The sequence below is a fragment of the Actomonas aquatica genome (genome assembly GCF_019679435.2).
GTDB classification, from domain to species: Bacteria; Verrucomicrobiota; Verrucomicrobiia; order Opitutales; family Opitutaceae; genus Actomonas; species Actomonas aquatica.
Map to the genome: position 1 here is coordinate 1,011,601 of NZ_CP139781.1, position 25,715 is coordinate 1,037,315.

At 64.5% G+C, this 25,715-nt stretch carries 21 protein-coding genes; 15 read left to right on the plus strand and 6 right to left on the minus strand.

Going from position 1 to position 25,715, the window contains the following annotated elements; genetic code table 11:
• Window positions 1–110: 110 nt before the first annotated feature.
• The 12 genes from K1X11_RS03825 to K1X11_RS03880 all read left to right on the plus strand — a co-directional run bounded on the left by K1X11_RS03825 (window position 111) and on the right by K1X11_RS03880 (window position 14,571).
• Window positions 111–1,172 (plus strand): NAD-dependent epimerase/dehydratase family protein, encoded by a 1,062-nt coding sequence (locus K1X11_RS03825; RefSeq protein WP_221032954.1) that lies wholly within the window; start codon window positions 111–113, stop codon window positions 1,170–1,172.
• Between the two features lie 40 nt (window positions 1,173–1,212).
• On the plus strand, window positions 1,213–1,854 hold the full coding sequence (locus tag K1X11_RS03830; protein ID WP_221032955.1) for a hypothetical protein: 642 nt from the start codon (window positions 1,213–1,215) through the stop codon (window positions 1,852–1,854).
• On the plus strand, window positions 1,851–3,677 hold the full coding sequence (locus tag K1X11_RS03835) for a matrixin family metalloprotease (RefSeq protein WP_221032956.1): 1,827 nt from the start codon (window positions 1,851–1,853) through the stop codon (window positions 3,675–3,677). The genes K1X11_RS03830 and K1X11_RS03835 overlap by 4 nt, the downstream gene beginning before the upstream one ends.
• Window positions 3,678–3,716: 39 nt before the next feature.
• The gene (locus tag K1X11_RS03840; protein WP_221032957.1) at window positions 3,717–4,382 is read left to right on the plus strand and encodes a hypothetical protein; all 666 of its coding nucleotides are present in this window, start codon (window positions 3,717–3,719) and stop codon (window positions 4,380–4,382) included.
• 120 nt (window positions 4,383–4,502) lie between these two features.
• Entirely contained in the window at window positions 4,503–5,579 is a 1,077-nt protein-coding gene (locus K1X11_RS03845; protein WP_221032958.1) for an NAD-dependent epimerase/dehydratase family protein, read from the plus strand.
• A gap of 33 nt (window positions 5,580–5,612) precedes the next feature.
• Window positions 5,613–7,286 (plus strand): hypothetical protein, encoded by a 1,674-nt coding sequence (locus K1X11_RS03850; RefSeq protein ID WP_221032959.1) that lies wholly within the window; start codon window positions 5,613–5,615, stop codon window positions 7,284–7,286.
• A 39-nt stretch (window positions 7,287–7,325) separates the two neighbouring features.
• On the plus strand, window positions 7,326–8,102 hold the full coding sequence (locus tag K1X11_RS03855) for a glycosyltransferase family 2 protein (protein WP_221032960.1): 777 nt from the start codon (window positions 7,326–7,328) through the stop codon (window positions 8,100–8,102).
• Window positions 8,103–8,172: 70 nt separating this feature from the next.
• Complete coding sequence (locus K1X11_RS03860; protein ID WP_221032961.1) at window positions 8,173–9,051, plus strand: sugar nucleotide-binding protein; 879 nt, start codon at window positions 8,173–8,175, stop codon at window positions 9,049–9,051.
• An 18-nt stretch (window positions 9,052–9,069) separates the two neighbouring features.
• On the plus strand, window positions 9,070–10,068 hold the full coding sequence (rfbB, locus tag K1X11_RS03865) for a dTDP-glucose 4,6-dehydratase (protein WP_221032962.1): 999 nt from the start codon (window positions 9,070–9,072) through the stop codon (window positions 10,066–10,068).
• Window positions 10,069–10,076: 8 nt separating this feature from the next.
• Window positions 10,077–10,985 carry a glucose-1-phosphate thymidylyltransferase RfbA gene (rfbA, locus tag K1X11_RS03870; protein ID WP_221032963.1) on the plus strand — a complete coding sequence of 303 codons (909 nt, stop codon included), beginning with the start codon at window positions 10,077–10,079 and terminating at the stop codon, window positions 10,983–10,985.
• A 192-nt stretch (window positions 10,986–11,177) separates the two neighbouring features.
• Window positions 11,178–13,790 carry a glycosyltransferase gene (locus tag K1X11_RS03875; protein ID WP_221032964.1) on the plus strand — a complete coding sequence of 871 codons (2,613 nt, stop codon included), beginning with the start codon at window positions 11,178–11,180 and terminating at the stop codon, window positions 13,788–13,790.
• Between the two features lie 16 nt (window positions 13,791–13,806).
• Window positions 13,807–14,571 (plus strand): class I SAM-dependent methyltransferase, encoded by a 765-nt coding sequence (locus tag K1X11_RS03880; RefSeq protein WP_221032965.1) that lies wholly within the window; start codon window positions 13,807–13,809, stop codon window positions 14,569–14,571.
• Between the two features lie 180 nt (window positions 14,572–14,751).
• Here K1X11_RS03880 and K1X11_RS03885 read toward each other — a convergent pair whose 3' ends face one another.
• A complete protein-coding gene (locus tag K1X11_RS03885) occupies window positions 14,752–16,392 on the minus strand; it encodes a hypothetical protein (protein ID WP_221032966.1) in 1,641 nt (546 codons plus the stop codon).
• Between the two features lie 151 nt (window positions 16,393–16,543).
• On the opposite strand from K1X11_RS03885, the gene K1X11_RS03890 reads away from it, so the two are divergent.
• From K1X11_RS03890 to K1X11_RS03900, 3 genes are all read left to right on the plus strand, one after another.
• Window positions 16,544–17,242, plus strand: a complete 699-nt coding sequence (locus K1X11_RS03890; protein WP_221032967.1) for a glycosyltransferase family 2 protein — start codon at window positions 16,544–16,546, stop codon at window positions 17,240–17,242.
• Window positions 17,243–17,326: 84 nt separating this feature from the next.
• Entirely contained in the window at window positions 17,327–18,547 is a 1,221-nt protein-coding gene (locus tag K1X11_RS03895) for a glycosyltransferase family 4 protein (RefSeq protein WP_221032968.1), read from the plus strand.
• Window positions 18,548–18,596: 49 nt separating this feature from the next.
• Window positions 18,597–19,793, plus strand: coding sequence for an aminotransferase class I/II-fold pyridoxal phosphate-dependent enzyme (locus tag K1X11_RS03900; protein WP_221032969.1), 1,197 nt, complete (start codon window positions 18,597–18,599; stop codon window positions 19,791–19,793).
• Window positions 19,794–19,926: 133 nt separating this feature from the next.
• Here the strand turns inward: K1X11_RS03900 and K1X11_RS03905 are convergent, their stop codons facing one another.
• From K1X11_RS03905 to K1X11_RS03925, 5 genes are all read right to left on the minus strand, one after another.
• Window positions 19,927–20,940 (minus strand): glycosyltransferase, encoded by a 1,014-nt coding sequence (locus tag K1X11_RS03905; protein WP_221032970.1) that lies wholly within the window; start codon window positions 20,938–20,940, stop codon window positions 19,927–19,929.
• The gene (locus K1X11_RS03910; RefSeq protein ID WP_221032971.1) at window positions 20,937–22,211 is read right to left on the minus strand and encodes a glycosyltransferase family 4 protein; all 1,275 of its coding nucleotides are present in this window, start codon (window positions 22,209–22,211) and stop codon (window positions 20,937–20,939) included. The genes K1X11_RS03905 and K1X11_RS03910 overlap by 4 nt, the downstream gene beginning before the upstream one ends.
• Window positions 22,195–23,457, minus strand: a complete 1,263-nt coding sequence (locus tag K1X11_RS03915; RefSeq protein ID WP_221032972.1) for a glycosyltransferase — start codon at window positions 23,455–23,457, stop codon at window positions 22,195–22,197. The genes K1X11_RS03910 and K1X11_RS03915 overlap by 17 nt, the downstream gene beginning before the upstream one ends.
• A 4-nt stretch (window positions 23,458–23,461) precedes the next feature.
• The gene (locus tag K1X11_RS03920) at window positions 23,462–24,295 is read right to left on the minus strand and encodes an SDR family NAD(P)-dependent oxidoreductase (protein ID WP_221032973.1); all 834 of its coding nucleotides are present in this window, start codon (window positions 24,293–24,295) and stop codon (window positions 23,462–23,464) included.
• A gap of 63 nt (window positions 24,296–24,358) precedes the next feature.
• On the minus strand, window positions 24,359–25,669 hold the full coding sequence (locus tag K1X11_RS03925) for a beta-ketoacyl-[acyl-carrier-protein] synthase family protein (protein ID WP_225919698.1): 1,311 nt from the start codon (window positions 25,667–25,669) through the stop codon (window positions 24,359–24,361).
• Window positions 25,670–25,715: the final 46 nt, after the last annotated feature.

Sequence of the window (25,715 nt, forward strand, 5' to 3'; positions counted from 1 at the left end):
GGCCCCGCGGCGTCAATCCCCGTCACCGTCGCGCCGCTCGTCCCCGGGCCATCCCGAGCCTTGCCCTCACGCCGGGGGCATGCTTCGGTCCCCATTTTACACCCTCGTCCATGGCAAAAACGCTCCTCGTCACCGGCTCTTCGGGCCTCATCGGTTCTGAAGTCTGCACCTATTTCTCCCGTGAACTGGGCTACACCATCCACGGTGTGGACAACAACCAGCGCGCCGTCTTCTTCGGCCCGCAGGGCGACACCCGCTGGAATCAGCAACGCCTCGCCGAGGGACTGCCGGGCTTCGTGCACCACGAGGTCGACATCCGCGACCGCGCCGGCGTGCTCGCCCTGCTCAAGGAGGTGAAGCCCGACGTGATCGTGCACACCGCCGCCCAACCCTCGCACGACCGCGCCGCCGCCATCCCGTTCGACGACTTCGACACCAACGCCGTCGGCACCCTCAACATGCTCGAGGCCACCCGCCAGGCCTGCCCGGAGTCGCCCTTCGTGCACATGAGCACCAACAAGGTTTACGGCGACGCGCCCAACCGCATTGAGCTCGCTGAACTTGAGACCCGTTGGGACTACGCCGATCCCGCCTACGAGCACGGCATCGCCGAGACTTTCTCGATCGACCAGTCCAAGCACTCCCTCTTCGGCGCGTCCAAGGTCGCCGCCGACGTCATGGTGCAGGAATACGGCCGCTACTTCCAGATGCCGACCTGCTGCCTGCGCGGCGGCTGCCTCACCGGCCCGAACCACTCCGGCGTCGAGCTCCACGGCTTCCTCTCCTACCTCGTGAAGTGTAACCTCGAAGGCCGCGAGTATCGGGTTTTTGGCTACAAGGGCAAACAGGTCCGCGACAACATCCACTCGCTCGACGTCGCTCGCTTCATGGCGGCATTCGTCGGCGCCCCGCGCACCGGTGAGGTCTACAACCTCGGTGGCGGCAAGGCCAACTCCTGCTCCATCCTCGAAGCCTTCAAGATCGCGGAGAGCTTCTCCGGTCAGGAGCAGAAATACACCTACGTCGACGAGAACCGCATCGGCGACCACATCTGCTACTACTCCGACCTGCGGAAGATGCGGGAACACTACCCGAATTGGGATATCTCAGTTTCACTAGAGGAAACCATCCGCCAGATTGTCGAGGCATGGCGGACCCGGTCCAGTCACTGAAAACGCCCGCCCTACACCTCCGATCTGAATGTTGGTAGCCATGAAACTTAAACCTCAGCGGCTACCAGCCGCTTCTGCCGTCCTGGCGCTCACGCTTGGACTGTTCGTCGCCTTGGTCGCGGTCCCGCGGGCCGCCGCCATTTCGGTGGAGCCCCCCTCCTTCACCGATCTCGTCGCGAAATCCGATGACATCCTCGCCGGCATGGTGACCGATGTGCACAGCCGCTGGGTGGTCAATTCCGCCGGGCACCGGGTGATCAAAACCTTCGTGACCGTGCGCGTGGACGACCAAATGAAGGGCGCCACCGAGTCCACCAAAGTGCTCGAGTTTCTCGGCGGCACGGTCGGCCACCAGACCATGGAAGTCGGCGGTATGCCGCGCTTCACCAAAGGCCAGCGCGCGTGGTTCTTCATTCGCGACAATGGCGCCACCCTCTGTCCGCTGATCTACGCCCATCACGGCGCCTACCTGCTCAAGCGCGACCCCATCAGCCCCTCCGACCGGCTCTACCGCTTGAACGGCGCCCCGCTCACCTCGATCGACGCTATCGGCCAATCCGACGACCACGCGTCCACCGCCGCGGTCGTCTCCGGCCCAGCCATGAGTTCGGCCGACTTCGGTCAGGCCATCTCCCGTGAGCTGCGCGAACTGGAACTCAATCAGAAGGTGCAAGTGCCATGAGTATCCTTACCCGCATCCCTCTCCTTCGCCCCCTGCGCAGCCTCGTCGCTGCCGCCCTTTGCCTCACCGCCCTCGCCCCGACCGCCCGGGCGTGGGTTTTCGCGGGTCACTCGTGGCCGGATGGAGACCTGCTGTTCCATGTCAACATGGACAACAACGACGCGCCGGTCATCAGCGCGTCGCAACTCCTCGACCGTAGAACCACCTGGTCCGCCGTGCTCCAGGACGCCTTCGATGTTTGGAACGACGAACTCGGGCGTATCCAAATGGTCTCGACCGCGATGACCGAAACGCCCGCGGAGGACAACGGCCGCAATGAGATCTTTTTCTCCAACACCGTCTACGGCGAAGCCTTCGGTGAAGGGGTGCTGGGCATCACCATCCGCTACGGCGACACCGATAACTTCTACGCCATCGGTGAAGCTGACGTGATCTTCAACAACACCGTGGAGCGCTGGAACTCCTACCGCGGTAACCTGCGTAGCACCAGTCGCGACCTGCGCCGCGTCGCGATCCACGAGCTGGGTCACGCCATCGGCTTTTCCCACCCAGACGAAGCCGGCCAAGATGTCGATGCGATCATGAACTCGATCGTTTCGGACGTCGACACCCTCGCGAGTGACGAACTGGAAGGCACGCTCATCTTCTACGGCGAGGCCCTGCCCACCCCCGCGGTCACGCGGGCACCGCTGAGCCAGGCGGTTAACGTCGGCGACCTCGTCTCCCTCGACTTTGAGATCGATGGTGCTCCTCCCGGTGATGAAGCTGGCGACACCTACGGCTTCGCGTGGTATTTCCCGGAATACATCTACGATAACCTCCTGTTCACTTTCAGCGACCCGACCCTGTTCATCGGTGCGGCCCAGCCCTATGACGCCGGCACCTACACGCTCGAGGTGGGCAACGCCAACGTGCTCTCCTCCGTCGAAACCGAGCTGACCGTCAATCCGGTCACGGTCTCCCCGGACACCCGGCTCAGCAACCTCTCCACCCGCGCCTTTGCCGGCACCGGTTCGCAGACCCTCACGGTCGGCTTTGTTGTCGGCGGCACCGGCTCCAAACGCGTGCTCGTGCGCGCGGTCGGCCCCACCCTCGGCGCCGCCCCCTACAACGTCGCCGGCACCCACGCCAATCCTCGCCTCACCCTGGTGCGCAGCCTCGACGGCACCTTGGTCGCTTCGAATGACGACTGGCAGACCAACAGCACTGCCACTGCCACCGAGATCGCCGAAGTCACCGCGAATGCCGGTGGCTTCGAACTGCCCGAAGGCTCCAAAGATGCCGTGCTTCTCGTCGACCTCGAACCCGGCGTCTATACCGCGCAGGTCGAAGGTGACGCCGGCGACGAGGGATTAGTCATCGTCGAGGCCTACGATGTGGACGCCCCCGGTGGCTCCAGCCGCCTCACCAACCTCTCCACCCGCGGATACGTGGGCAGCGGCAGCGACATCATGATCGCCGGTTTGGTGGTCGACGGTCCCGGCCCCCGCACCTACCTGATCCGCGCGATCGGCGACACGTTGCGCGACTTCAATGTCGCCGGCGTGCTCGATGACACGCTGCTCACCGTCTATCGCGGTCAGGACGTCATTCGCGTCAAAGACGACTGGGACGATCCCATCGCCCACCAGCCGCTCTTCGTCGAAGCCATGCAGAAAGTGGGCGCGTTCCCCGTTCCCCACGACCCGGAGGGCATTAACTACCGCCAGGAGTCGATCACACTCCTGACCTTGCATCCCGGCGCCTACTCCCTTCAGGTCTCGGGCTTCGGCGGTCTCGAAGGTGTCGCCCTCATCGAGGTTTACGACTATCCGGAAGATTAACCGTCACCGCCGCCTCTGACTGACGTCTTCTCTGCCATCATGCTTCCCCATTCCACCACCCGCCTCTCTTTCGGCTGCCTCAGTCAACGGCTCCGCTGTGCTGCGTTGGTGGGCTTGGGGATCGCGGGAGGCGTCGCCGCCGCGCTGGCCCAGAACCCGCCCAAGCAGTCGCCCTTCGCCACTCGCGGTCAACCCGCCGGCGGCAATCCGGCCGCCGCCACTGCCCCGGCCGACGCGATGTTGGAGTTTTCCGGCATCATGAAGATCGGGCAGTCGACCATGGTGTGCATCACCACCCTGCAGGACAAACGCACGCACTGGATCAAAGTCGGCGAAACCAACGCCGGCATCCACGTCCCCGCCCAGGAGGCGCCGACCAATGCCGTCCTCGTGCGCCATCAGGGCCGCGAGGTCACCTTGCCGTTCAAGCAGCCCGTGTTCGATGCGGCCGCCGCCGCCAATTACCAACTCTCGTCCCTGCCCACCGGTCCCGCCCCTCAAGCCGGCATCGCCACTCCGGTCGCCGTCACCAACGAGGAAAAGGAAGCCGAAGCCCGCATGTTGGTGAGTGATCTCCTCGAGATTGGCCTCATCCAACGCAAGGCCTACCAGGACGCCAAGAAGCAGGAACTCGACGAAAAACGGGCCGAGACCCAGGCCGCCGCCGAAGCCGCCGCGGCCACTCGCACCGTTCCCCAACGGTGACGGTCAGCCCGACTTTGCGTTGGACCCCGGCCGCGCCCCTTGCTCAGTTTGCCGGTCCGCTCCACGGCTCGTCCGTGCCGGCGGCTCGCTCCCCCCTCCTTTGATCCTTTTCCCCGTCGTATGAAGATTCTCATTACCGGCATCTGTGGTTTTGTTGGCAGCACCCTGGCCGAGGCCTTTCACGCCAGTGGCTCCGGTCACGAACTCATCGGTTTGGACAACTTTATCCGCCCCGGCAGCGAATCGAACCGCGCCCGCCTCAAGGCCCTCGGAATCAAACTCCACCACGGCGATATTCGCGCCGCCTCCGACCTCGAGGGTTTGCCTGCCGTCGATTGGGTCATCGATGCCGCCGCCAACCCCTCCGTCCTCGCCGGGGTCGACGGCAAAACCAGCTCCCGTCAGCTCATCGAGCACAACCTCACCGGCACCATCAACATGCTGGAGTTCTGCAAGGCGCACGGAGCCGGTTTCACCCTGCTCTCCACCAGCCGCGTGTATTCCATTCCGCCGCTGGCCGATCTTCCGGTGGAGATTCACCGCGGTGCCTTCCGCCCCGACCCCACCGGCGAGCTGCCGACCGGAGTGAGCGCCGCCGGCGTCTCCGAAACCTTCACCACCCAGGCCCCGGTTTCCCTCTACGGTGCCACCAAAGTCGCCAGCGAGGCCCTCGCCCTCGAATACGGCTGCACCTTCAATTTCCCGGTCTTCGTCAACCGCTGCGGCGTCATGGCCGGCGCCGGTCAATTCGGACGCCCCGACCAGGGCATCTTTGCCTTTTGGCTCAACAGCCACCTCCGGCGCCGTCCGCTCAAATACATCGGCTTCGACGGCCAGGGCCATCAGGTGCGCGACTGCCTGCATCCGCGCGACCTCGTGCCGCTGCTCGCCAAACAGTTTGCCGCCGGCACATCCACGGCCGCCGGCGATCGCATCATCAACGTCGCTGGCGGTGCGCCCTCGGCTATGTCGCTGCGCCAGCTCACCGCCTGGTGTGACGACCGTTTTGGGGCCCATCCGGTGGCGACGCAGGCGGAACCGCGACCCTTTGACATCCCGTGGATGGTGCTCGATGCGGCCAAAGCCGAGCAGGTCTGGGGCTGGCGCCCGGAAACCAGCACGCTCGCGATTCTCGAAGAAATCGCTGCCCACGCCGACCAACATCCCGACTGGCTCGACGTCTCGGCGCCGTTCTGATCGACGACCGACGCCCACGCTCTTCGGGTCGCCATGTTGACGTGGTTCGCAGCTGCACCGATCCGCTACGAAGCGCTGGTTTGGCTCACGTTCGGACTACTGACTCTGAGCAGCGTGCTGCCCGCGATGGCTCGCACCGGGGCCCCGCCGCGCTGGCAACGCCGCATCCCGGTCTGGGGCTTCGTCTTGCTCGTCTCGCTCTGTTTTCAGGTGGCGCGATGGCCATGGTGGTTCGCCGAGCGCGAAATCAACGTCGACGAGAGCCAAATGATCGCCGAAGCGATCACCTTACAGCAAGACCCGGTGTTTTGGCGCTCCGTCGATGGCACCACCCACGGGCCGCTTGACGCCTACCCCTTGTTGCTCGCCAAGGTGCTCGGTTTACCGCTCGACCACGGCTCCGCCCGCCTGATCGGAACTCTCCTGCGGCTGATTGCGGTGCTCGCCGCCTACGGAACGTTTCGCCGTTTCTGGGACGAGGATGTGGCCCGACTCATGGTGCTGCCGCCCCTGCTTTTTCTCGGCCTGGGCACCAATCTCGATTTTGGCTACTACACCAGCGAGGTGGTGCCGATCGCCCTGTTAAGTGTGGGGCTGTGGGGCACCGTTCACCCAGTCGCGCGCCCCGGGTCGAACCTTGCCTGGTGCGCCGGCGCTCTCGCCTTGGGCGCCGCCCCGTGGGCCAAACTGCAGGCCGCGCCGATCGCCGCGGCGTTGTTGGCGTGGCTCGCGCTGGCCGAACTGCGCCGACACAGATGGTGGGGAATCGCCGGCTGGAAACGGGTCGCGCTGCTGACTACCGCCGCCGCCGCCCCCACCGTGGGATTTGTCCTCATGACCTTGGCCACCGGTCAGTTTGCCTACGCCTGGGAAAGCTACATTCAGCAAAACCTGTCCTATACGTCGGCGCACCAGCACGATTTCGCCGCCATGATTGGCTCGTTCTGGTCCTTTACCAGCATGGGACCGGGAGTGACCCCGCTTTTTGGAGGCGCACTCATCTGCGTGGCGGCCTTGGGCTTCGGGTTATGCAAAACCTCCGACCGACACCTCGGCACCGCCATCGCCGGGGTGTTTGCCGCGAGCAGTTTCTACGCGACGCTCGCGCCCGGACGTCTCTTCCCGCACTACCTGATGCTGCTGGTTCTGCCGGCAACCGTGCTCGCCGCCGCCGCTCTCCAGAGCCATTGGACCACCTCCTCGACCGCGGGGTCTCGACCCCGCCGCGTTGCGCTGGTGCTCGGCTGGTTGGGCCTGCTGGTCCTGCCCCTCGCGCTGTCGCGCGCCCAACACCCGCATTCTGAAGTGGCGCGTCTGCCTGATCTTCAAGCCCACAAACGCGGCGCCGTGGCGCGGCACATCCTGCAACTGGCCTCGCCCGGCGACGCCATGGGACATTGGGGCTGGATGCCCCGCTACTACGTGCAAACCCGCCTGCGCATGGCCACCCGAGTGGCCCACAGCGAACGTTGCATCATGCCATCACCACTGAGCGAGCACTGGCGGGCAATCTACCTCGCCGACCTCACCGCGACGCGGCCACCGGTTTTCATCGATACCGTGGGCCCCGGCAGCTTCGCCTTCACCGACCGCAGCCAGTTTGGCCATGAATCTTTTCCGGCTCTCGCTGCTTTTATTGCCGCAAACTATACGCTGATCGCCGACCGGGACGGCACCCGGATTTATCAACTGCGGCCAAATCCATAGTGGATTCAGCCTCCAAACCCGTTTTTCTTTTTCCCTTTCATGTCCGCCAACGTTCGCCCGCAACCCCCGCTCAAGCTGTTTTCCGTCGTCATCCCGGCGCGCGACGAGGAAGAGTCCCTGCCCTCCACGGTCAGTGATATCCACCAGACGTTTACGCGTAAAAACATCCCGCACGAAATCGTGGTGGTCGACGATGGCAGCAGCGACGACACGTGGGCGGTGCTGCAGGAACTCAAAGCCACCGTGCCCACCCTCGCGCCGGTGCAGAACCCGGGCCCCCACGGCTTCGGCCGGGCCATCATCTACGGCCTCAACCACAGCAAGGGTGACGGCGTGGTCATCATGATGGCCGACGCTTCCGACTCGCCTGAGGACGCCGCCACCTACTGGGACATTCTCAATGAAGGCTACGACTGCGCCTTCGGCAGCCGCTTCGTCAAAGGCGGCAAGGTCATCGATTACCCGCGGGTGAAGCTGCTGGTGAACCGCATCGCCAACTTCTTTGTGCGGATCGGCATGCGGCACGGCCTCAACGACACCACCAACGCGTTCAAAGCCTACCGTCGCACCGTGATCGACGGCTGCCGCCCGCTCATCGCGCCGCACTTTAATCTCACCGTCGAAATTCCCCTCAAAGCCATCGTCCGGGGCTTTTCCTACAAAGTGACCCCCATCTCCTGGCAGAACCGCAAATACGGCGTGGCGAAGCTCAAAATCAAAGAAATGGGATCCCGCTACTTCTTCATCTGCGCCTACGTGTGGCTCGAAAAATACTTCAGTCGCGGGGACTACCGCCGTCCCGACGATCGCGTCTGATGTCGCGCCGCCGCCGTTGAAATCGGGGTTGCGCTGACCGCTTCGCCACCAACCCTAGACCGTTTCCCATATGATCTACCTACTCGGAGGCTCCGGCTACGTGGGTCAGGCCTATCAAGACCTGCTCACCCGCAAAAATATCCCGTTCAAGAACCTGCGTCGGGCCGACGTCGACTACACCGATGTCGCCACGCTGACCGCCGCCCTGCAGGCCGATCGCCCGGAGTTTTTGATCAACGCCGCCGGTTACACCGGCAAACCCAACGTCGACGCCTGCGAGCAGGACAAGGCCGAGTGCCTCTTCGGCAACGCCGTCCTGCCCGGTCGCATCGCCGCCGCCTGCGCCGCCGCCGGTGTGCCCTGGGGACACGTCTCCTCCGGCTGCATCTACACCGGCAAAAACGCCGATGGCTCGGGTTTCACCGAAGACGACGCCCCCAACTTCAGTTTCCGCACCAACAACTGCTCCTACTACAGCGGCACCAAGGCCCTCGGCGAAGAGAACCTCGCCGGCATCGACAACGTTTACATCTGGCGCCTGCGCATCCCCTTCGACCACCGCGACAACCCGCGCAACTACCTCACCAAACTCATGCGCTACCAGCGTCTGCTCGAGGCCGAGAACTCCATCTCGCACCTCCACGAGTTTGTCGCCGCCACCTTCGCCTGCTGGGAGAAACGCATTCCGTTTGGCACTTACAACGTGACCAACCCCGGCTACATCACCACCCGCCAGGTCGTCGACCTCATCAAGGAATCCGGCGTCTGCACCAAGGACTTTGAGTTCTTCAGCGACGAGTCCGAGTTCATGGCCAAAGCCGCCAAAACCCCGCGCTCCAACTGCGTGATGGACTCCACTAAGCTCGCCCAAGCCGGCATCACCATGACCCCGGTCATCGAGTCCCTCCGCCAAGCCTTGGCTGATTGGGTGCTGGCAGCCCAAGGCTAAATAACCCTCAAAATTTTCATGAAAATTTTGGTCACCGGCGGCGCCGGATTCATCGGCAGCAACTTCGTCCACTACACGCTGCGCACTCGCCCGGAGTGTCGCATCACCGTGCTTGATGCGCTGACTTATGCGGGCAGCCGCGCCAGCTTAGCCGCCGCCGATCAAACCCGCCTGGAGCTGATCGAGGGGCGCATCGAAGATGCCACCTTGGTCGACCGCCTCGTCGCCGACTGCGACCTCGTCGTGCACTTCGCCGCCGAATCGCACAACGACAACTCGATCGCCAATCCCGCTCCGTTCGTCACGACCAACGTGGTCGGCACCTTCACCCTGCTCGAGGCTGTCCGCCGTCACGATCGCCGCTTCCATCACGTGTCGACCGACGAGGTGTTTGGTGACCTCGAACTCGACGATCCCGAACGCTTCCGCGAGACCACGCCCTACAATCCGTCGAGCCCCTACTCGGCCACCAAGGCGAGTTCCGATCTCCTCGTGAAGGCCTGGATCCGCACCTTCGGCGTGAAGGCGACGATCAGCAACTGCTCCAACAATTACGGTCCCTACCAGCACATCGAAAAGTTCATCCCGCGCCAGATCACCAACGTGCTCAGCGGCATCAAACCGAAGCTCTACGGCGCGGGGCTGAACGTCCGCGATTGGATTCACGTCGATGACCACAACGCCGCCGTCTGGGCCATCATCGATCGCGCCAAACCCGGCAGCTACTATATGATCGGTGCCGACGGTGAGGAGAACAACAAGACCGTCGTCGCCCTCGTCCTCGAGCTGCTCGGCAAACCGGCCGACTGGTTCGACCACGTCAACGATCGCCCCGGCCACGACCTGCGCTACGCCATCGATGCCACCAAGCTGCGCACCGAACTCGGTTGGGAGCCGCGCTACACCACCTTCCGCGACGGCCTCGACGCCACCATCGCATGGTATCGCGACAACGAGGCGTGGTGGCAGCCGCTCAAAGCCGAGGTCGAAGCCCGCTACGCCCGCCAAGGTCAGTAAAATTTTCCATGTCCGCGTCCACCCCACCTCCTGCCCGCAAGGGCATCATTCTCGCCGGCGGCTCCGGCACGCGCCTTTACCCGCTCACCATCGCGGTCTCCAAGCAGCTCATGCCGGTCTATGACAAGCCGATGATCTACTACCCGCTGTCGGTGCTGATGCTCTCCGATATCCGCGAGGTGCTCATCATCTCCACTCCGCAGGATCTGCCGCTTTTCCAGAAGCTCCTCGGTGACGGCTCCAACTTCGGGCTAAAACTCTCCTACGCCGAACAGCCCAGCCCCGACGGTCTCGCCCAAGCCTTCCTCATCGCCGCCGACTGCGGCTTCCTCACCGGCGACGAGCCCTGCGCCCTCGTGCTCGGCGACAATCTTTTTTACGGCAACGACTTCAAACGCTGCCTCACGTCCGCCGACGCGCGCACCGACGCCTCCACCATCTTCGGCTACCACGTCGCCAACCCGAAGGCCTACGGCGTGGTGGAGTTTTCCGCCGACGGCCACGTGCTGTCTCTTGAGGAAAAGCCAACGTTACCAAAATCCAACTACGCGGTCCCCGGCCTCTACTTCTACGACAACCAGGTCGTCGAACTCGCCCGTTCGCTCAAACCTTCCCCCCGCGGCGAACTGGAGATCACCGATCTCAATCGCCTCTACCTCGAGCGCGGTGAACTCCACGTCGAACTCCTCGGTCGCGGCACCGCTTGGCTCGACACCGGCACCCACGACTCCCTGCTCGAAGCCGCCGAATTTGTGAAAGTCATCGAGTCTCGCCAGGGCCTCAAAATCGCCTGTCTCGAAGAGATCGCCTACGAGCAGGGCTGGATCGACGACGCCGAACTCGACGCCCAGATCGAACGCCTCGGCAAATCCTCCTACGGCAGCTACCTGCGCGCCTGGTCCCGCCGCCGCGACTGAGTTCGCCGCGCCGCTATCTCGATCTCCGTCACGACCTGTGAATCGATTCTCGCCAGACCCGTCGGGCATAAAGCCCGACCCACAAAGCAGTCTTAGTTCCTCCCTGTGGGTCGGGCTTTACGCCCGACATCCTGACCCCTTCGCGCCCCTTCGTGCCCTTCGCGGTTAACCCTCTCCGCTCGTTCTCAACTCGTGCCCAAGGTCTCATTCATCATCCCGCTCTACAACAGCCTGCCGCTCACGCAGGCCTGTCTGCGCACCTTGCGGGAGACCCTGCCGACCGACCTCGATCACGAGATCATCTTCGTCGACGATGGCAGCACCGACGGCACCCGCGACTGGCTCAAAACCTTGCGCGATGATCCGGCGATCCAGGTCATCCTCAATGAGGTCAACTGCGGTTACGCCGACTCCAATAACAAGGGCGCCCACCGCGCGACCGGCGAATTCCTCGCCCTCGTCAACAGCGATCTGGAATTCCTGCCCTGCTGGCTGGAGCCCATGCTCCACGCCCTCGAGACCGATCCATCCCTCGCCATCGTCGGCAACGTGCAGCGCCGCGTGTCCGACCACGCCATCGATCACGCCGGCATCCGTTTCCGCGCCAACGCCAAGCTCGAGCACATCCAGCAACTCCCGTCCGCCGCGAGCATTCGCAAAAAGCCGGTGCGTTTCGTGCCGGCGGTGACCGCCGCCTGCTGCCTCGTGCGTCGCGACTTGTTCATGGCGCCGCGCCGCGACGGCATCATTCCCGCCCAACCCGGTTTTCGCGTCTCCTACCGCAACGGCGGCGAAGACGTCGACCTCTGCCTCGAACAGCTCCAGCGCGGTTACCGCATCGGCGTCTGCCTCAATAGCGTGGTGCTCCACCACGTCAGCGCCTCCCGCGGTAAAGGCCGCCCCAACGACGAGGCCAACAGTCGCAATCTCTTCGGGTATTGGCGCGGACAGATCATCAACCTCTGCGCCGCCGACTGGGCCCGCGAAAAACTCGCCGCCTGGCGTGCCGATCGTGCCAGCGTGCCGACCCGCGTCGCGCTCACCGCCCTCGCCTACCGCCTCGGGCTCACCAACCGCACGCCGCGCGTTGCCTGGCTCGAAATCGGCAGTGCCATTTTCTACGAGGAGTTGCACTGGCGCAAAGCCCTCGGCCTGCCCCGCCCGCCCGCCTCCGAAGACGCCGGCGACTACGTCCTGCAAAAACTGCAGGAGGACAACCTCCAGCACGAGACCCGCGCGTTCCGTGAGGCCTTCCAGCTCCGCCTGCCGCCCGGCACCGTGGAGAAGAACATTTTCTTCAACGGCTTCGTGCTACCGCCGACCAAGGACCGCCCCGAAACCCACGGTGACCTCGGCCTGCGCCTCCTCATCAACGGACTGCCCGCCGGCACCCACTTCCCGCTTCCCGAAGGTCACTTCAACGTCGGCGTAAACCGCCCGCTCGTCGTCACCGATGAACCCGTCGATGTGCGGGTCGAGCTGATCGGAGCCGAGCGCCAAAACCTCCTCGCCTGGCTCGGCCGCGTGACGCGCGGACTGCCCCTGCCCGGCGCTTGGCGCCAGTTCCTCGAAGCGCACCGCGCCCAACTCAAAAACCGCCGCGTCCGCGTTTCGCAGATCTTGGCCGACGACGCCGTCGTTTACGATTTTAAGAAACGCCGCCCCCTGCGCATCAATCGCCGCGAGACCAAGGACTACCCGCTCGGTCTCAACGTCGTGGGCTGGTTCCGCGCCGAACTTGGCATCGGTGAGAGCGCCCGTTGCATGGCCCGCGCCACCGCCGCCGCCGGCCTCGATCACGCCTTCGTCGACATGAAACTGCCCTGCCTTAACCGCATGGGCGACGACACCTTCACCGCGCAGTTGCAGAAGACGAATCCCTATCGCGTAAACGTCTTCCACATCGACCCGCCAGTCTCGCGCGACATCGATCATCACCACGGCGACAACTTCCGCCACGAGCGCTACAACATCGCTTACTGGGCGTGGGAACTGCCCGAGTTCCCCGACGACTGGGTCGCCGCCTGCGAGTTCTACGACGAGATCTGGACGCCGTCCGCATTCTGCCGCGAAGCCATCGCCGCCAAGACCCCCTTGCCCGTGCACGTCATGCCGCACGCCATCGAGTTCGCCGAGCCCGTCGGTGACCAGCGCGGTCGCTTCAACCTGCCGACCGATCGCACCACCTTCCTGTTTCTCTACGACCTCAATTCGTATCAGGAGCGCAAGAATCCCCACGCCGTCATCGAGGCCTATCGCCAGGCATTCCCCGACGAAGCTGGCGTGCATCTGGTCATCAAAACCCAGAATCCCGAGCGTAACCCCGAGACCTACGCGCGCCTGCAAAAAGCCCTCGCCGGCCTCAGCCACACCACGCTCATCACCGAAACCCTTTCGCGCGAAGATGTGCACGCGCTCGAAGCCGCCTGCGACGTGTTTGTTTCCCTGCATCGCTCGGAAGGCTTCGGCCTCGCCGTCGCCGAGTGCATGTATCTCGGCAAACCCGTGATCAGCACCGACTGGTCCGCCACCGCCGAGTTTGTCGACGCCGACAACGGCTGCCCGGTCCCGGTCGATCTCATCGAACTCACCGAAACCCACGGCCCCTACCAACAGGGTCAGATCTGGGCCAACCCACGCGTGCCCGCCGCAGCCGAAGCCATGCGTCGCCTCGCCGCCGATCCCGCGCTGCGGACCCGCCTCGGTGCCAACGCCGCCCGCACCATCCGCGAACGTTTCGCCCCGTCCGTCGTCGGCGGCCTCTACGCCAAACGCCTCGACGCCATGCGCCTGTGGCCGGACTGATTTTCCCGCGTCGCCGATGAACATCCTTCGCCTGCGCATGGTTTGGGAACGCCTCGCCAAAGAGGACCCGTATTGGGCGGTGCTCACGTCCCCCGACAAGGCCGGCAACCGTTGGCAACTGGAGGAGTTTTTCCAAACCGGCCGCGACGAGGTCGACGCCTGCCTCAACGAGATGAAGCGCCATCGCCCCGACGTCGCGCGCGGTGCCGCGCTCGACTTTGGCTGTGGTGTCGGCCGTCTTTCGCAGGCGCTCGCCCGGCACTACGATCGCGTCACCGGCATCGACGTCGCCGAGCGCATGATCGAACTGGCCAATCGCCACAAACCGAGCGACGCCGCCGACCGCATTCGCTACGTGCACAACGCCCGCAGCGACCTGCGCGTGTTTGATGACGGCGCTTTCGATTTGGTGTTCAGCCTCATCACGCTGCAGCACATCCCGCCGCCGCTCATCGAGGGCTATTTGGGCGAGTTCGCCCGCATCACCAAACTGGGCGGACTGATCTATTTCCAACTCCCGTCGTTCGCGCCCAACGCGACGCCCGAAGTGAAAAAATGGTCGTGGTATCCACCGACCCTCTACACGCGCCTCAAGCGCTGGACGGGCCGCTGGTTCCGCCGCTTCACCGGCATCGGTGACACCATGCACATGAACACGCTGCCGGAAGCACGCGTGCGGGAACTCCTGCGCGCCGCCGGAGCCGAAGTCATCAGCGCCCGCCAGCAAACCGAGCAGGACGGCTGCATCAGCGTCATCTACCTAGCCGAACGCGAGGTTTAGGGCGTGTCTGGGAAAGGCGAGGAGCCAGCGTGAGTGGGAAAAGGGGCTGGCGCGGCGTTGACCACGACGGCATGGCCCTCTGGGCCACCTCCGTCGCGGCCGCCTGGCGCGAGCCCCTTTTCCCGCTCACCCTTCGGGCTGCGCTCCCAGCGATGGCTCCTCGCCTTTCCCAGATACGCCCTAGTCCAGCACCCGCCCCTTCACCGCAAACTTCAACAACCGCACCGACAACTTGCGCGGATCGGCCGGATTGGACTGCGCCGGCGCTTGGTCCGAGGTCACCCAAAGTTCGCTGCGGCCAGGCGGCAGCACCACCCCACTCACTCGCCAGTCCGTCGGAGCTCGGGTGAGGTGCTCCTGCCACAGCACCGTATCGCCCTGCTTGAGCTGACCGAGTCGATCGGTGTGCACCGACCACTGTCCGCGGATCTCCACTTCGACCGGCCGATCGTAGGGATTAAACACTTCGATCGCGGCGTCGCCTTCCGACCAACGCCACTGGCGATCGCCGTCACTTTCCGCCCGGTGCCATGGCCGCGGAAAATCGACGCGCAATTCGCCCTGCGGCAGCGCAGCCTCGGCGACCTCTGCCCGGTTGGTGATCAGCACGGTGTGAATCTCGCGCGTGCGCGGCTCCAACGAGACCGGGCCAAAAAACATCGTCAGGTTCCCCAGCAGCAGCAGCGCCCACCAGCGGCGACCTTTCGGCAGCAGCAGATTGAAGCCCAACAGCAGCGGCAACAGCACCCGACTCGACGCGCCCGGATGGCCCTCCCACACCGCCGTGCCCAGCACGAGCGCGAGCACCGCAAACGGCACCGTCAGCCGCCACGCCGCGCTGCTCCACCGCCACCAGCACAACAAAAACGCCGCCTGCACCGTCACGCTGATGTGCGTCGCCAGACCGCCGCCGAGGTATTTCCACGCCACGTTGCCTTCCACCACGGCCGAGGCCAGCTCCGCCCACCGCTCCGCGAAAGCGACAAACGGCAGCGAGAAATTCCGCACTCCCGCCAACGAGCCGCCCGTGTCGCCAAACCGCCAACGCAGGATGGCAAACCACACCACAAAGGGCAGCGCCACCAGGATGCCTTGCAGGATGGCCATACCCCAGCCGCGCGCCGATTTCCAATTCGCGGGCGCCAGTCCAGCCGCCCCTAGCAAATTCGTTTCCTTGGCCAACCCACCCATCGCCAATACCGCCGTAGCGCGCCAAGGGTGACCGGTTTCGATCCATTTCAACCCCAGCGCGAGGAGCAACAAGCTCGGCGCGTCCACCAGCGCCGCAAACACGCTGAACAATACGCCGATCGAGAGCATGATGCCGAGCCAGCGCATCGCGCGGTCCAGATCGGTGGGTGGAAACCAGCGCAGCAGCAGCCAGCCGAGCAGGAACCAGCACACCAGATTCTGCAGCGCAAAGACGTTGAGCACCCAGTTCGGCTGCCCGACGCCAAATAGATACGCCGTCCACGGCAGCAATATCCGCCGCGCCCGGTAAGGCAGGTTATCGATCGATTTGGCCAACACCGGATCCTGCAGGCCCGGATCGATCGCGATCTGAGCGTAATATTGCGCGTCGTAGCCGGGCGACCGGAAATGCCGGTAAACCACCACGTCGCGATCGCTCGCCCAGTCGATCCCCTGCGGCGGCTCCTCGCCCACGCCGATCAGGTAGGTGTAACCAAAATGCGGCACATGGTAGTCACTGATCTTCGCCACGATCCATCCCGCCGCCAACACGTAGAGCAACACCAGCCCGGGGCGCACGCCCGCCTTGCCGACGGGGTTTTGGATCCAGGACCAGACGCGTTGCAACATAGAGGGAAAACGGGAAACCCCCAACGCAGGAGAAGTCCGGGCCCAGCGTCAATCGCCGCGGTCCAACTCCGGCACTTCCCCCGCCCCGCCATTTCGCCACCTCCGACGTTGCACGGTTCCGCCGTATTCCCCTCAATGACCGCCCTTTCCGATGCCCACTCTCTCGATCGTCATTCCCTGCTACAACGAACGCGACACCGTCGCATCGCTCATCGCCGCGGTCAAAGCCGCCACCGTCGACATCGATTCCGAGATCATCATCGTCAACGATTGCTCGACCGACGGCACCGACAAGGTGCTCGACGAACAAATCGCTCCCCTCGTGGCCAAGGTCATTCACCAGCCCGTCAATCAGGGCAAAGGCGCCGCCCTGCGCACCGGTTTTGAGGCCGCCACGGGGGACTTCGTCATCATCCAGGACGCCGATCTCGAATACGATCCGCAGGAATACCCGCGCCTGCTCAAGCCGCTGCTCGACGGCAAAGCCGACGTCGTATTCGGCTCCCGCTTCATGGGGGGTGAACCCCATCGCGTGCTCTATTACTGGCACTCCCTCGGCAACCAGTTCCTCACGCTGATCTCCAACATGTTCACCAACCTCAACCTCACCGACATGGAGTGCTGCTATAAGCTCTTCCGACGCGATATTTTGGACAAAGTGAAGATCGAGGAAAACCGCTTCGGCGTGGAGCCCGAACTCACCGCCAAGGTCTCGCGGCTCAACTGTCGCATCTACGAGGTCGGCGTCAGCTACGCCGGTCGCACTTACGCCGAGGGCAAAAAGATCGGCTGGCGCGACGGCGTGCGCGCCATCTACGCCATCCTCAAATACAACGTCTGGCATCGCTGAAGCGCCTTTCGGCGAGCACGCCACCATGTGGGTCGGGCTTCATGCCCGACAGCCACCTGCCCCACAGCCCCGCCCGTCCCCCGCATGCTCCTGCTCGACCTCTCCCACACGAGCCACACCCGCGCCCGCACCGGCGTGCAACGGGTCGCTCTGGAGCTGCGTCGCGCCCTGACCGCCCCCGCCGCGACCGCGACCGGCTCAGTCACCACAATCACCCACGACCCCCATGCTCGCGAATGGCGTCCGCTACAGCCGTGGGAAGCGTCCTCCCTCGACGCCCCGCCGGTCGCCGCCCGCAAACGCGGCACCACCTGGCCTCTCCGCGCCAAGCTAATGGGGGCTTGGCATAGCCGGGGGCGCTCCGCCCACCTCGTGCGCGACCTGCCGACCACGGCCCGCGCCGTCCTGTTTCCGGAGATCTTCACCGAGCGCACCGCTACCGCCCTGCCGGTGCTCTTCGCCACCATCGAGGCCCCTAAGATCGCCGTCTTCCACGATGCCATCCCTCTGCGGCTGCCCGAATTTTCGCCGCCTTCCACCGTTGGCCGGTTCCCACGCTATCTCGACCAGTTGCGCCTCTTCGATGGCGTCGCCGCCGTGTCCGAGGACTCCCGCCAGTCCCTGCTCGACTACTGGGCTTGGGCTGGCTTCGAGGACCACCCGCCCGTCGTAGCCATTCCGCTCGGCACGGATCACCTGCGTCGCGGTCAGCCCCCGTCCAACGCGTCCGCGGCTCCGACCTCGCCCCCGCGCGTCCTGTGCGTCGGATCCCTCGAGGGCCGCAAAAACCATCTCACCCTGCTCCGCGCGGCCCAGCAGCTTTGGGACGACGGCGAATCCTTCGAACTGGAACTGATCGGCGGCCTGCAACGCGAAACCGGCGCCGCCGCTCAGCAGCTCCTGCAACAGCTCCAAGCCGACGGTCGCCCCTTGCATTACCGCGGCTGGGTCAACGACGACACCCTGCAGGCGGCATTCGCCCGTTGCGCGTTCACCGTCTACCCGTCCCTGCTGGAAGGCTTCGGCTTGCCGGTCTGGGAAAGCCTGCTCCACGGCAAACCCTGCGTCTGCTCCGACCGCGGCGCCATCGCCGAAGCCGCCCGCGAGGGCGGTTGCCTCACCACCGATACGACCGATCCCAGCGCCCTCGCCGTCGCCCTGCGTCGCCTCATCGAATCTCCCACCGAGCTGGCCGAGCTCACCACCGCCGCCCGTCGCCGCTCGGCGCGTCCCTGGACCACCTACGCCGACGACCTCCTGGCCTGGGCCGACGGCCTGCCGCGACGATCCTTACAAACCCTTTAATTTGGCCTTCCCCCACGCTCTTCCCGCTGCCTAAGGTCTTCCCCTTCGCATGGCTCTTACGTTCTTCAAGCGCAGCCCCAAGGCTATTCTCCAACGCGCGCGTGACGATTACGCGACTAAGATGCGCCTCAAATACGCGCCTTACTACCTCGCGATGGAAGCCCAACAGGGCACCAAAATCCGTCTCGATGGGCGCGATATGATCATGCTCTCGAGCAACGATTACCTCGGGCTGTCCTTTCATCCCAAGGTCATCGAAGCCGGCCAGAATGCCATGAACAAATGGGGCACCAGCCCCACCGGCGCCCGCTCCTCCAACGGCTCCCGCGCCTACCACATCGATCTCGAGGAAAAACTCGCCGCCTTTCTCGGTCGCGAAGCCTGCCACGTGCACGCCGCCGGCTACCTCTCCTGCCTCACCAGCGTCGCTGCCTTTGCCCAAAAGGGTGACGTGGTCCTGGCTGACAAAAACATCCACTCCTGCCTCTGGGACGGCCTGCGCCTCTCCATGGCCACGGTGGAACGCTTTTCCCACAATAACCCGGAAGACCTCCGGGAGGTCGTTTCCTACGTGGATTCCCGCTCCGCCAAAATGCTGGTGATCGAGGGCGTCTACTCCATGGAGGGCCACATCGCCAAGATGCCGGAACTCATCGGTATCGGCGAAGAGTTCGGCTGCTTCTCCGTCGTCGACGACGCCCACGGCTTCGGCGTGCTGGGTCGTCAGGGCCGCGGCACCGTCGATCACTTCGGCCTCAACGACCAAGTCGACATCATCTGCGGCAGCATGTCCAAGTCGCTCGCCAGCACCGGCGGTTTCATCGCGGCCTCCAAGGACGTGATCGAATACCTCCGCACCAACTCCAAGCAGACCATCTTCAGTGCCGCGGTTTCGCCCTCCCAGGCCGCCGTCGCCAGCACCGCGCTCGACATCATGCAAAACGAGCCGGAGCACCACGAACGCCTCTGGCGCAACACCAAGCGCTACACCGACATCCTCAAGTCGCTCGGCCTCGACATCTGGGGCAGCGAAACCCCCGCCGTGCCCATCGTGCTCGGCTCGCGCGAGTCGGTTTATCGTTTCTGGAAAGCGCTCCTCGAAAAGGGAGTCTTCACGGTCATGTCGATCGCCCCGGCCGTGCCCCCCGGCAAGGACCTCATCCGCACCGCCATCTCCGCGCTGCACACCGACGAGGAAATCGACCGCATCGGCGAGGCCATGGCCTATGCCGTCAAAAAGCTCTGAGCCCACGCGCTTGCGTGTAGCAGCGGCCGTGTCGGCCGCTCCTCGTTGCCTCTCCGCTGTAGCCGGTCTCGCTGAGGCCGGCCCGTCAGGACCGCCGCCTAACGTAGGGTCGGTCTTCAGCCGACCCTCCCCCTCACCCCAGCACCCGCCGGATCTCGACTGCACTATCGGCCCAAGTCGGCAACCGACGCTCCGCCGCCCGATCGGCCAAAGCCCGCCAATAGGCGTCGTCGCTCAACACCCGCGCGAGCCCCTCGCCCCAGGCCGCGGCGTCATTCTTTGGCAGCACCAGACAGCCACCTTCATCGGTCAGTTCACGCAGCACCGGCAGATCCGTGCACACACAGGGCAATCCACGCCACAACGACTCGATCACCGGCAGACCACAGCCTTCCGCGATCGTGGGAAACACCACCGCTCGCGTGCGCCCCAGCAGTTCCGCCAGCACTTCGTCCGACGCGGCTTCGTGAAACTGCACGCCGAGCTTTGTCGTCACCGCCCCACGGATACGCTCGGCAATCGCGCCGCCGAAATGCGGATTCACCCGCCCCACCACGTGCAGCTCAAAGTCCTGCCCCCGCGCCTTCAGTGCCTGAGCCACGTCGATGAGAAATCCCTGATTTTTCCGCGGCTCCACGATGCCCACGCACAGGAGCACCGGCGGAGGCACCACGTCGCGCCGCGGGTGCCGCGCCGAGCCGTCAAAGTCGGCCCCCAGCGGCAACACGCTCACCGCTGTGGTCGTTTGGCGTCCCTGCCATTGCCAGAACCCGGTCAGGTCACGCTGCACCGCCGCCGAAATCGCAAAAACGTGATCAAACTTCGCCAACGCGGTCATGTAGCCGGGATGACGCGCCACCGAATGCGGCCAGGTCACCTGTGGCAGATGTAGCGGAATCGCATCCGGAAACAGCGCCGCCAACCGACACGGCGGCCGATCCAGGAATTCAGCAAAACCTGGGCGCTGCGCGACGTCGAAGGTCTCGGTGGTGAAATACCAATCGTCCGGCCGAAAGTCCGGTCGATCCTTTCCCCACACCACCGGTTGCACCGCCTCGCCAAGCTCGTCCCGCAACCGACGATTCACCCGCATGAGCCCGGACGCGTGGCGGGCCTTGGCGGATTTGGTGACGTCGAAATAAATCATGGCTGCGAGACGGCTTCCCGAAAGCAGCCATGCAACACCGCCGCGTTGGTGTGCGCATCAAAATTCGCCTCCGTCCACGCGCGGGCATTTTCCCGCAGTCGCTCGGTCAACACGTCGTCCTCGCGCACGCGCTGAAACGCAGTCACCCAGGCCTCGGGTTCCGTCTCGCGACAAACAAATCCGGTCTCTTCGTGGGTGATCGCTTCGGTCGTGGCCGCGTGCGGTGAAGTGAGCACCACCACCCCGGCGGCCATCGCTTCTGGGATCACGTTGGGCAAACCATCGCGGTCACCACTCGGCGCCACCACGCCCGTGTGCAACAGGCAGTCGGCCCACGCCAATTGCGCCCAAACCTCCGGCTGACCCAGGTGCCCGGTCAGCGTGACCTGATCGTCCAAACCGAGCTCGGCGCGCAACCGCTCCACCCGCGCCCGCTCCGGTCCTTCACCGATGATGCGCGCCGCGAATGGCACGCCCGCATCCCGCAGCGCCGCGTAAATGCGCAACTGATGATCGAGCCCCTTCTTCGCCACCAGTCTCGCAATGCAGACCAGCCTCAGCGCCGAACGATCAGCCCGCAGGCGTTTGAACTCCGGGAAGGTCTCCAGCCCGCGTCGAATCAATCGCACCTTGGCGGCATCGTGCCCGCGCGCGATCAGCGAGTCGCGGCCCATGCCGGTTGAGGTGTGGATGAAGCGCGCCTCGGTCAACTTCTCGTCCAGCCACCAATCGCCACCGTGTTCGTAGATGTCGTAGGCATGCGCGGCCGCACTGAAGCGGTGGCCGTCGAGCCGGTGCAGAATCCACGCCGCCGTCGCCGGCGCTCCGCCCCAGGCCGCGTGAATCAGGTCGGGCGGATCGTTGCGCAGCTCGTGTTGAAACACTCCGGCGAAGCCCGCCCCCAACATGTTCTCCCAAAAGTTCAACCAGCTCGGCGCCCGCCGGGTCCACAGGCCGTGCCACAGGATGCCGAATACATCCCAGCGGGTGATCGCCACGTGCGGGATGATCCAAAAGAGCTCCAGCAAGCGCCACATGGAGAACTTGCGCACAGGGATGCCGTGGAAATCGCCGCCGCCTCCAAAAAGTGAATACACGCGCAGCTCCAGCCCCCGCGCCTGCATCGCCAGCACTTCGCGCTGCAGGAAGGTCTCAGTCGACTTTGGGAAGGTCGTAAACAGGTAGGTCAGCTTGATCGGCGGATCCTGCGGGTCCGCCTCGGCTACCGGCACGAGCTCCGCCTCACTGGCGCTGTCAGATGGAGGCGCCATCGTCCACAATCGGGTCGTCCGTCGGAGCGGGTTTTGATTTGTCCTTCGCGGGCGGAAAACTCTGACGTTCGGCCTGCCACCCAGCCGCGGCTTCGGCCAGTCCCACGAGGTCGCCGATCAACTCCGTCTGGTCATCAGGATACTGCAGCGAAAGGAAGTCGTCGCGGTAACGGGTGTAGGTCTTGGGGTTGGCCATCCACTGGTCGATGATCTTGGCGAAGTCGTCGCCCGATTCGATTTTCTGCGAGCCGGCGCCGTTGCGGAAGAATTTCCAGGTCAGCTTTTCCTGGGGCATGATGCCGCCAAAGGCGTTGAAGATGATTGGGCAGCCCACGTGGAGCGACTTGGCACAGGTGGTGGTGCCGCCGCGGGTCACGATCACATCGGAGGCGATCACCAGCTCATGCATGATGTCGGTGTAGCCCTCGAGGTAGAGCGGCAGATCGGCGTGCTGCGTGCGCCAGTGCGCCAGCATGTTGTAGCACTCCTGGTTGCGGCCGCAGATCACGATCACCTGCAGCTTGTCGGCGTGCTGCCGTAGTGCTTCGAGCAATACGAGATGGTTGTTGGCGCCATTCGACCCGGTGGCGAGAAACACGGTGAAGCGGTCGGCGTGCAGACCCAGTTTCTTGACCCGGTAGCGCGCGCGCTGGGCGGCGTTCATGTGCACCTTGGTCGCGCTCGGTCGCATGAGATGGCCGCGCACCAACGCCCGCTCGGTCGGAATGCCACACTTGACCGCAAAGTCGCGGGCGGTGGGCGTGCGAGAGATGTAGAGGTCGACCGTCGGTTCGATCCAGTTGCGACTGTAACCCCAGCCGCCGGAAAACTCGCCGCAATAGGTCGCACAACGCACCTTGTCGGCGCCGAGCACCTGGCGGGCGAACTGGAAATAACCGCGGTTGAGGCAGTCGTGCACGCTGAGCACGAGGTGCGGTTTATACTCCGTCAGGACATCGCGATAGTAGCCCCGACCGAGCGACACGCTGCGGCGATTGAGGAAGCTGAGCAGCTCCACGAAGGCGTAGAAACCGTTGTGCAGAAACGGCAGCTTCACCTGAATCCAGTTGTAGATGTTCACTCCGGTGCGGTTCACCACGGAGGACTTTTCCAGCATCTGCTCGATGCGCACGTCGACCTGGTGGCGATAGAGCGCAAAACACCACTCGGCGAAAGCCTTGGCCCGGGCGTCGTGTCCGCCTCCGGTGCTTGAAGTGAGAACCAGAATCCGAAGTTGGCGCGGCACGAGGTTAGCGGAGTCCGAAGTAGCGCCAGCGCACGGCGCGGGCCAGCGCCGTCGGCACCAACCGTTGGAAAAGCGGCGCAAGCACCGTCTGGAACCAATCCCCCGATCGCAGCATGCCACGATGGCGTCGCTCGATCGCGCGCCACAGATCGCGGGCCGCTCGTTCCGGGGGCGGGGCCGCATTCAGGTTGGCCTCCAGCGCGTTCCACGCGGCCTCCTGGTCGGCGGTCGCAGCGGGGTCGGCGGAGTGGGTGGGGCGTTGCATGGATTGGTTAAAACCCGTGCGAAAATCGCCGGGTCGGAAATCGATTACGCTGACTCCCGTGTGCCGCGTTTCAATCAGCAAACTCTCGCTCAATGCACTCAGTCCGGCTTTGGCGATGTTGTAGCCGGTCATGTAGGGCAACGGGAACTCGGTCGCCAGCGAGGCGACATTCACCAGCACCCCACCCTGAGCTCGACGGCGCAGATCGGCCAACTGGGCCTGCGCGAGCGCGGCAGTGTTCACCAGCATGGCGTTGAGCTGCTGTCGCCAGACCGCGAACTCGACCTCCGCAAAGGAGCCCAAGGTGCCGTAACCCGCGTTGTTGATCACCACCGCAAATCCGCCCGCGGCCACCGCTGCCTCGCGATAGGCGCTCAACGCGCCGACGGCGTCATCAAGATCGAGCACCACGGGGTGGAAGCGCTCATGCTCCGCCAACTCGGCGAGACGCGCCTCCGATCGGGCTGTGCCCCACACTTCTGCGCCCTGAGCGAGTGCCAGCCGGGCAATCGCCGCCCCGATGCCTGCAGACGCCCCGGTGATAAATACGGGGCTGGAGGTCGAGGACGGCATGGAGCGAGATACGGAGGACGGGGCAGGCAGCGCCAGAGTCGATTACGGGCGAAGGAACGGACCTCAGCTCGCTGAAGGCACAGCGCGCAGCACGATGGCGACATTGGCCCCACCAAAACCACTGCTGTTGTTGATCACCACCTGGGGCCGCTCGGCCACGGTTTCGCGCACGATGTTGAGATCGGCCACGGCCGGATCGATTTCGGTGATGTGAGCCGATCCCGGGATAAATCCCTCGCGCAATGCGAGCGCGCAGAACCCGGTCTCCATCGCGCCGGCCAGCGACAGACCGTGACCGGTAAGCGCCTTGGTTGAACTGATCGCCGGACGCGCGCCCGACGGGCCAAAGACGGTGCGGATCGCCTTGCCTTCGGAGATGTCGCCGATGGGCGTCGAAGTGGCGTGGGCGTTGATGTAGTCCACATCCTCCGGCGCGACGCCGGAGTGCTTGAGCGCGCGAGTCAGGGCGTTGGCCAAGCCGGTGCCCTCGGGATGGGAAATGGCAACGTTGTGACCGTCGGAGGCCTGGCCCCACCCGGCCACCTCGCAATACGGCACCACGCCGCGGCGCATGACCTCGTCTTCGCTTTCGAGGACCAGCACCGTCGCGCCGCCAGTGCCCACAAACCCGTCGCGGCCTTTGTCAAACGGACGTGAGGCGCTGTTCGGATCGTTGCTCATGGAGAGCGCCCGCATGCCGGCAAACGGCAGGATCGTCTCCACGTTGCCGTCCTCGGCGCCGACCACAAACATGCGCTTTTGGCGGCCGAGCATGATCTCGTCGTAGGCGTAACCCAGCGCGTGGGAAGACGAAGCGCAGGCCGACGCGAAACCGGTCGAAGCGCCTTTGATCTTAAAGTGCGCCACCAGGTTGAACTGCACCGTGCCCGCAATGGAGGCAACGATGCCCAGCGGCGAGCAGCGCATGACGCCCATTTCGTGCATGCGACGCACGTAGTAGGTCAGAAAATTGGGTGAACCCGCCGAGGCTCCGAACAGACCCGTATCGTCGTTGGACACATCCTCCGGCGACAGACCTGCATCCTCGATCGCCTGGGTCATCGCGCAGTAGCTGTAGAGGCCATGCGGTCCCATGCTGCGCAGGTATTCGCGCCGCACCCGGTAGCGTTCGGGATAGATCCAGTCCTCGGGATCCAGCGAATCCGTATCAAAGCCCTTCACGGGGGCGGCGACTTTCACCGGGATACTGGCGGCAGCAAAAGGCGGGTAGAGCTCCACCCCATGCTTCATTTCACGCAGATTCTGCGAGACCGTTTTTGCGTCGTTGCCGATGCTGGTGATGGCACCCAGGCCGGTGAGATATACTTTCGCCATGATACTTTGCTGATGCAGCACCTTGGTCGAAGCAGGCATCGGGAGTCGGTCGAACCGATGCTCCGAACTTCGCCAAAGCGCGTAG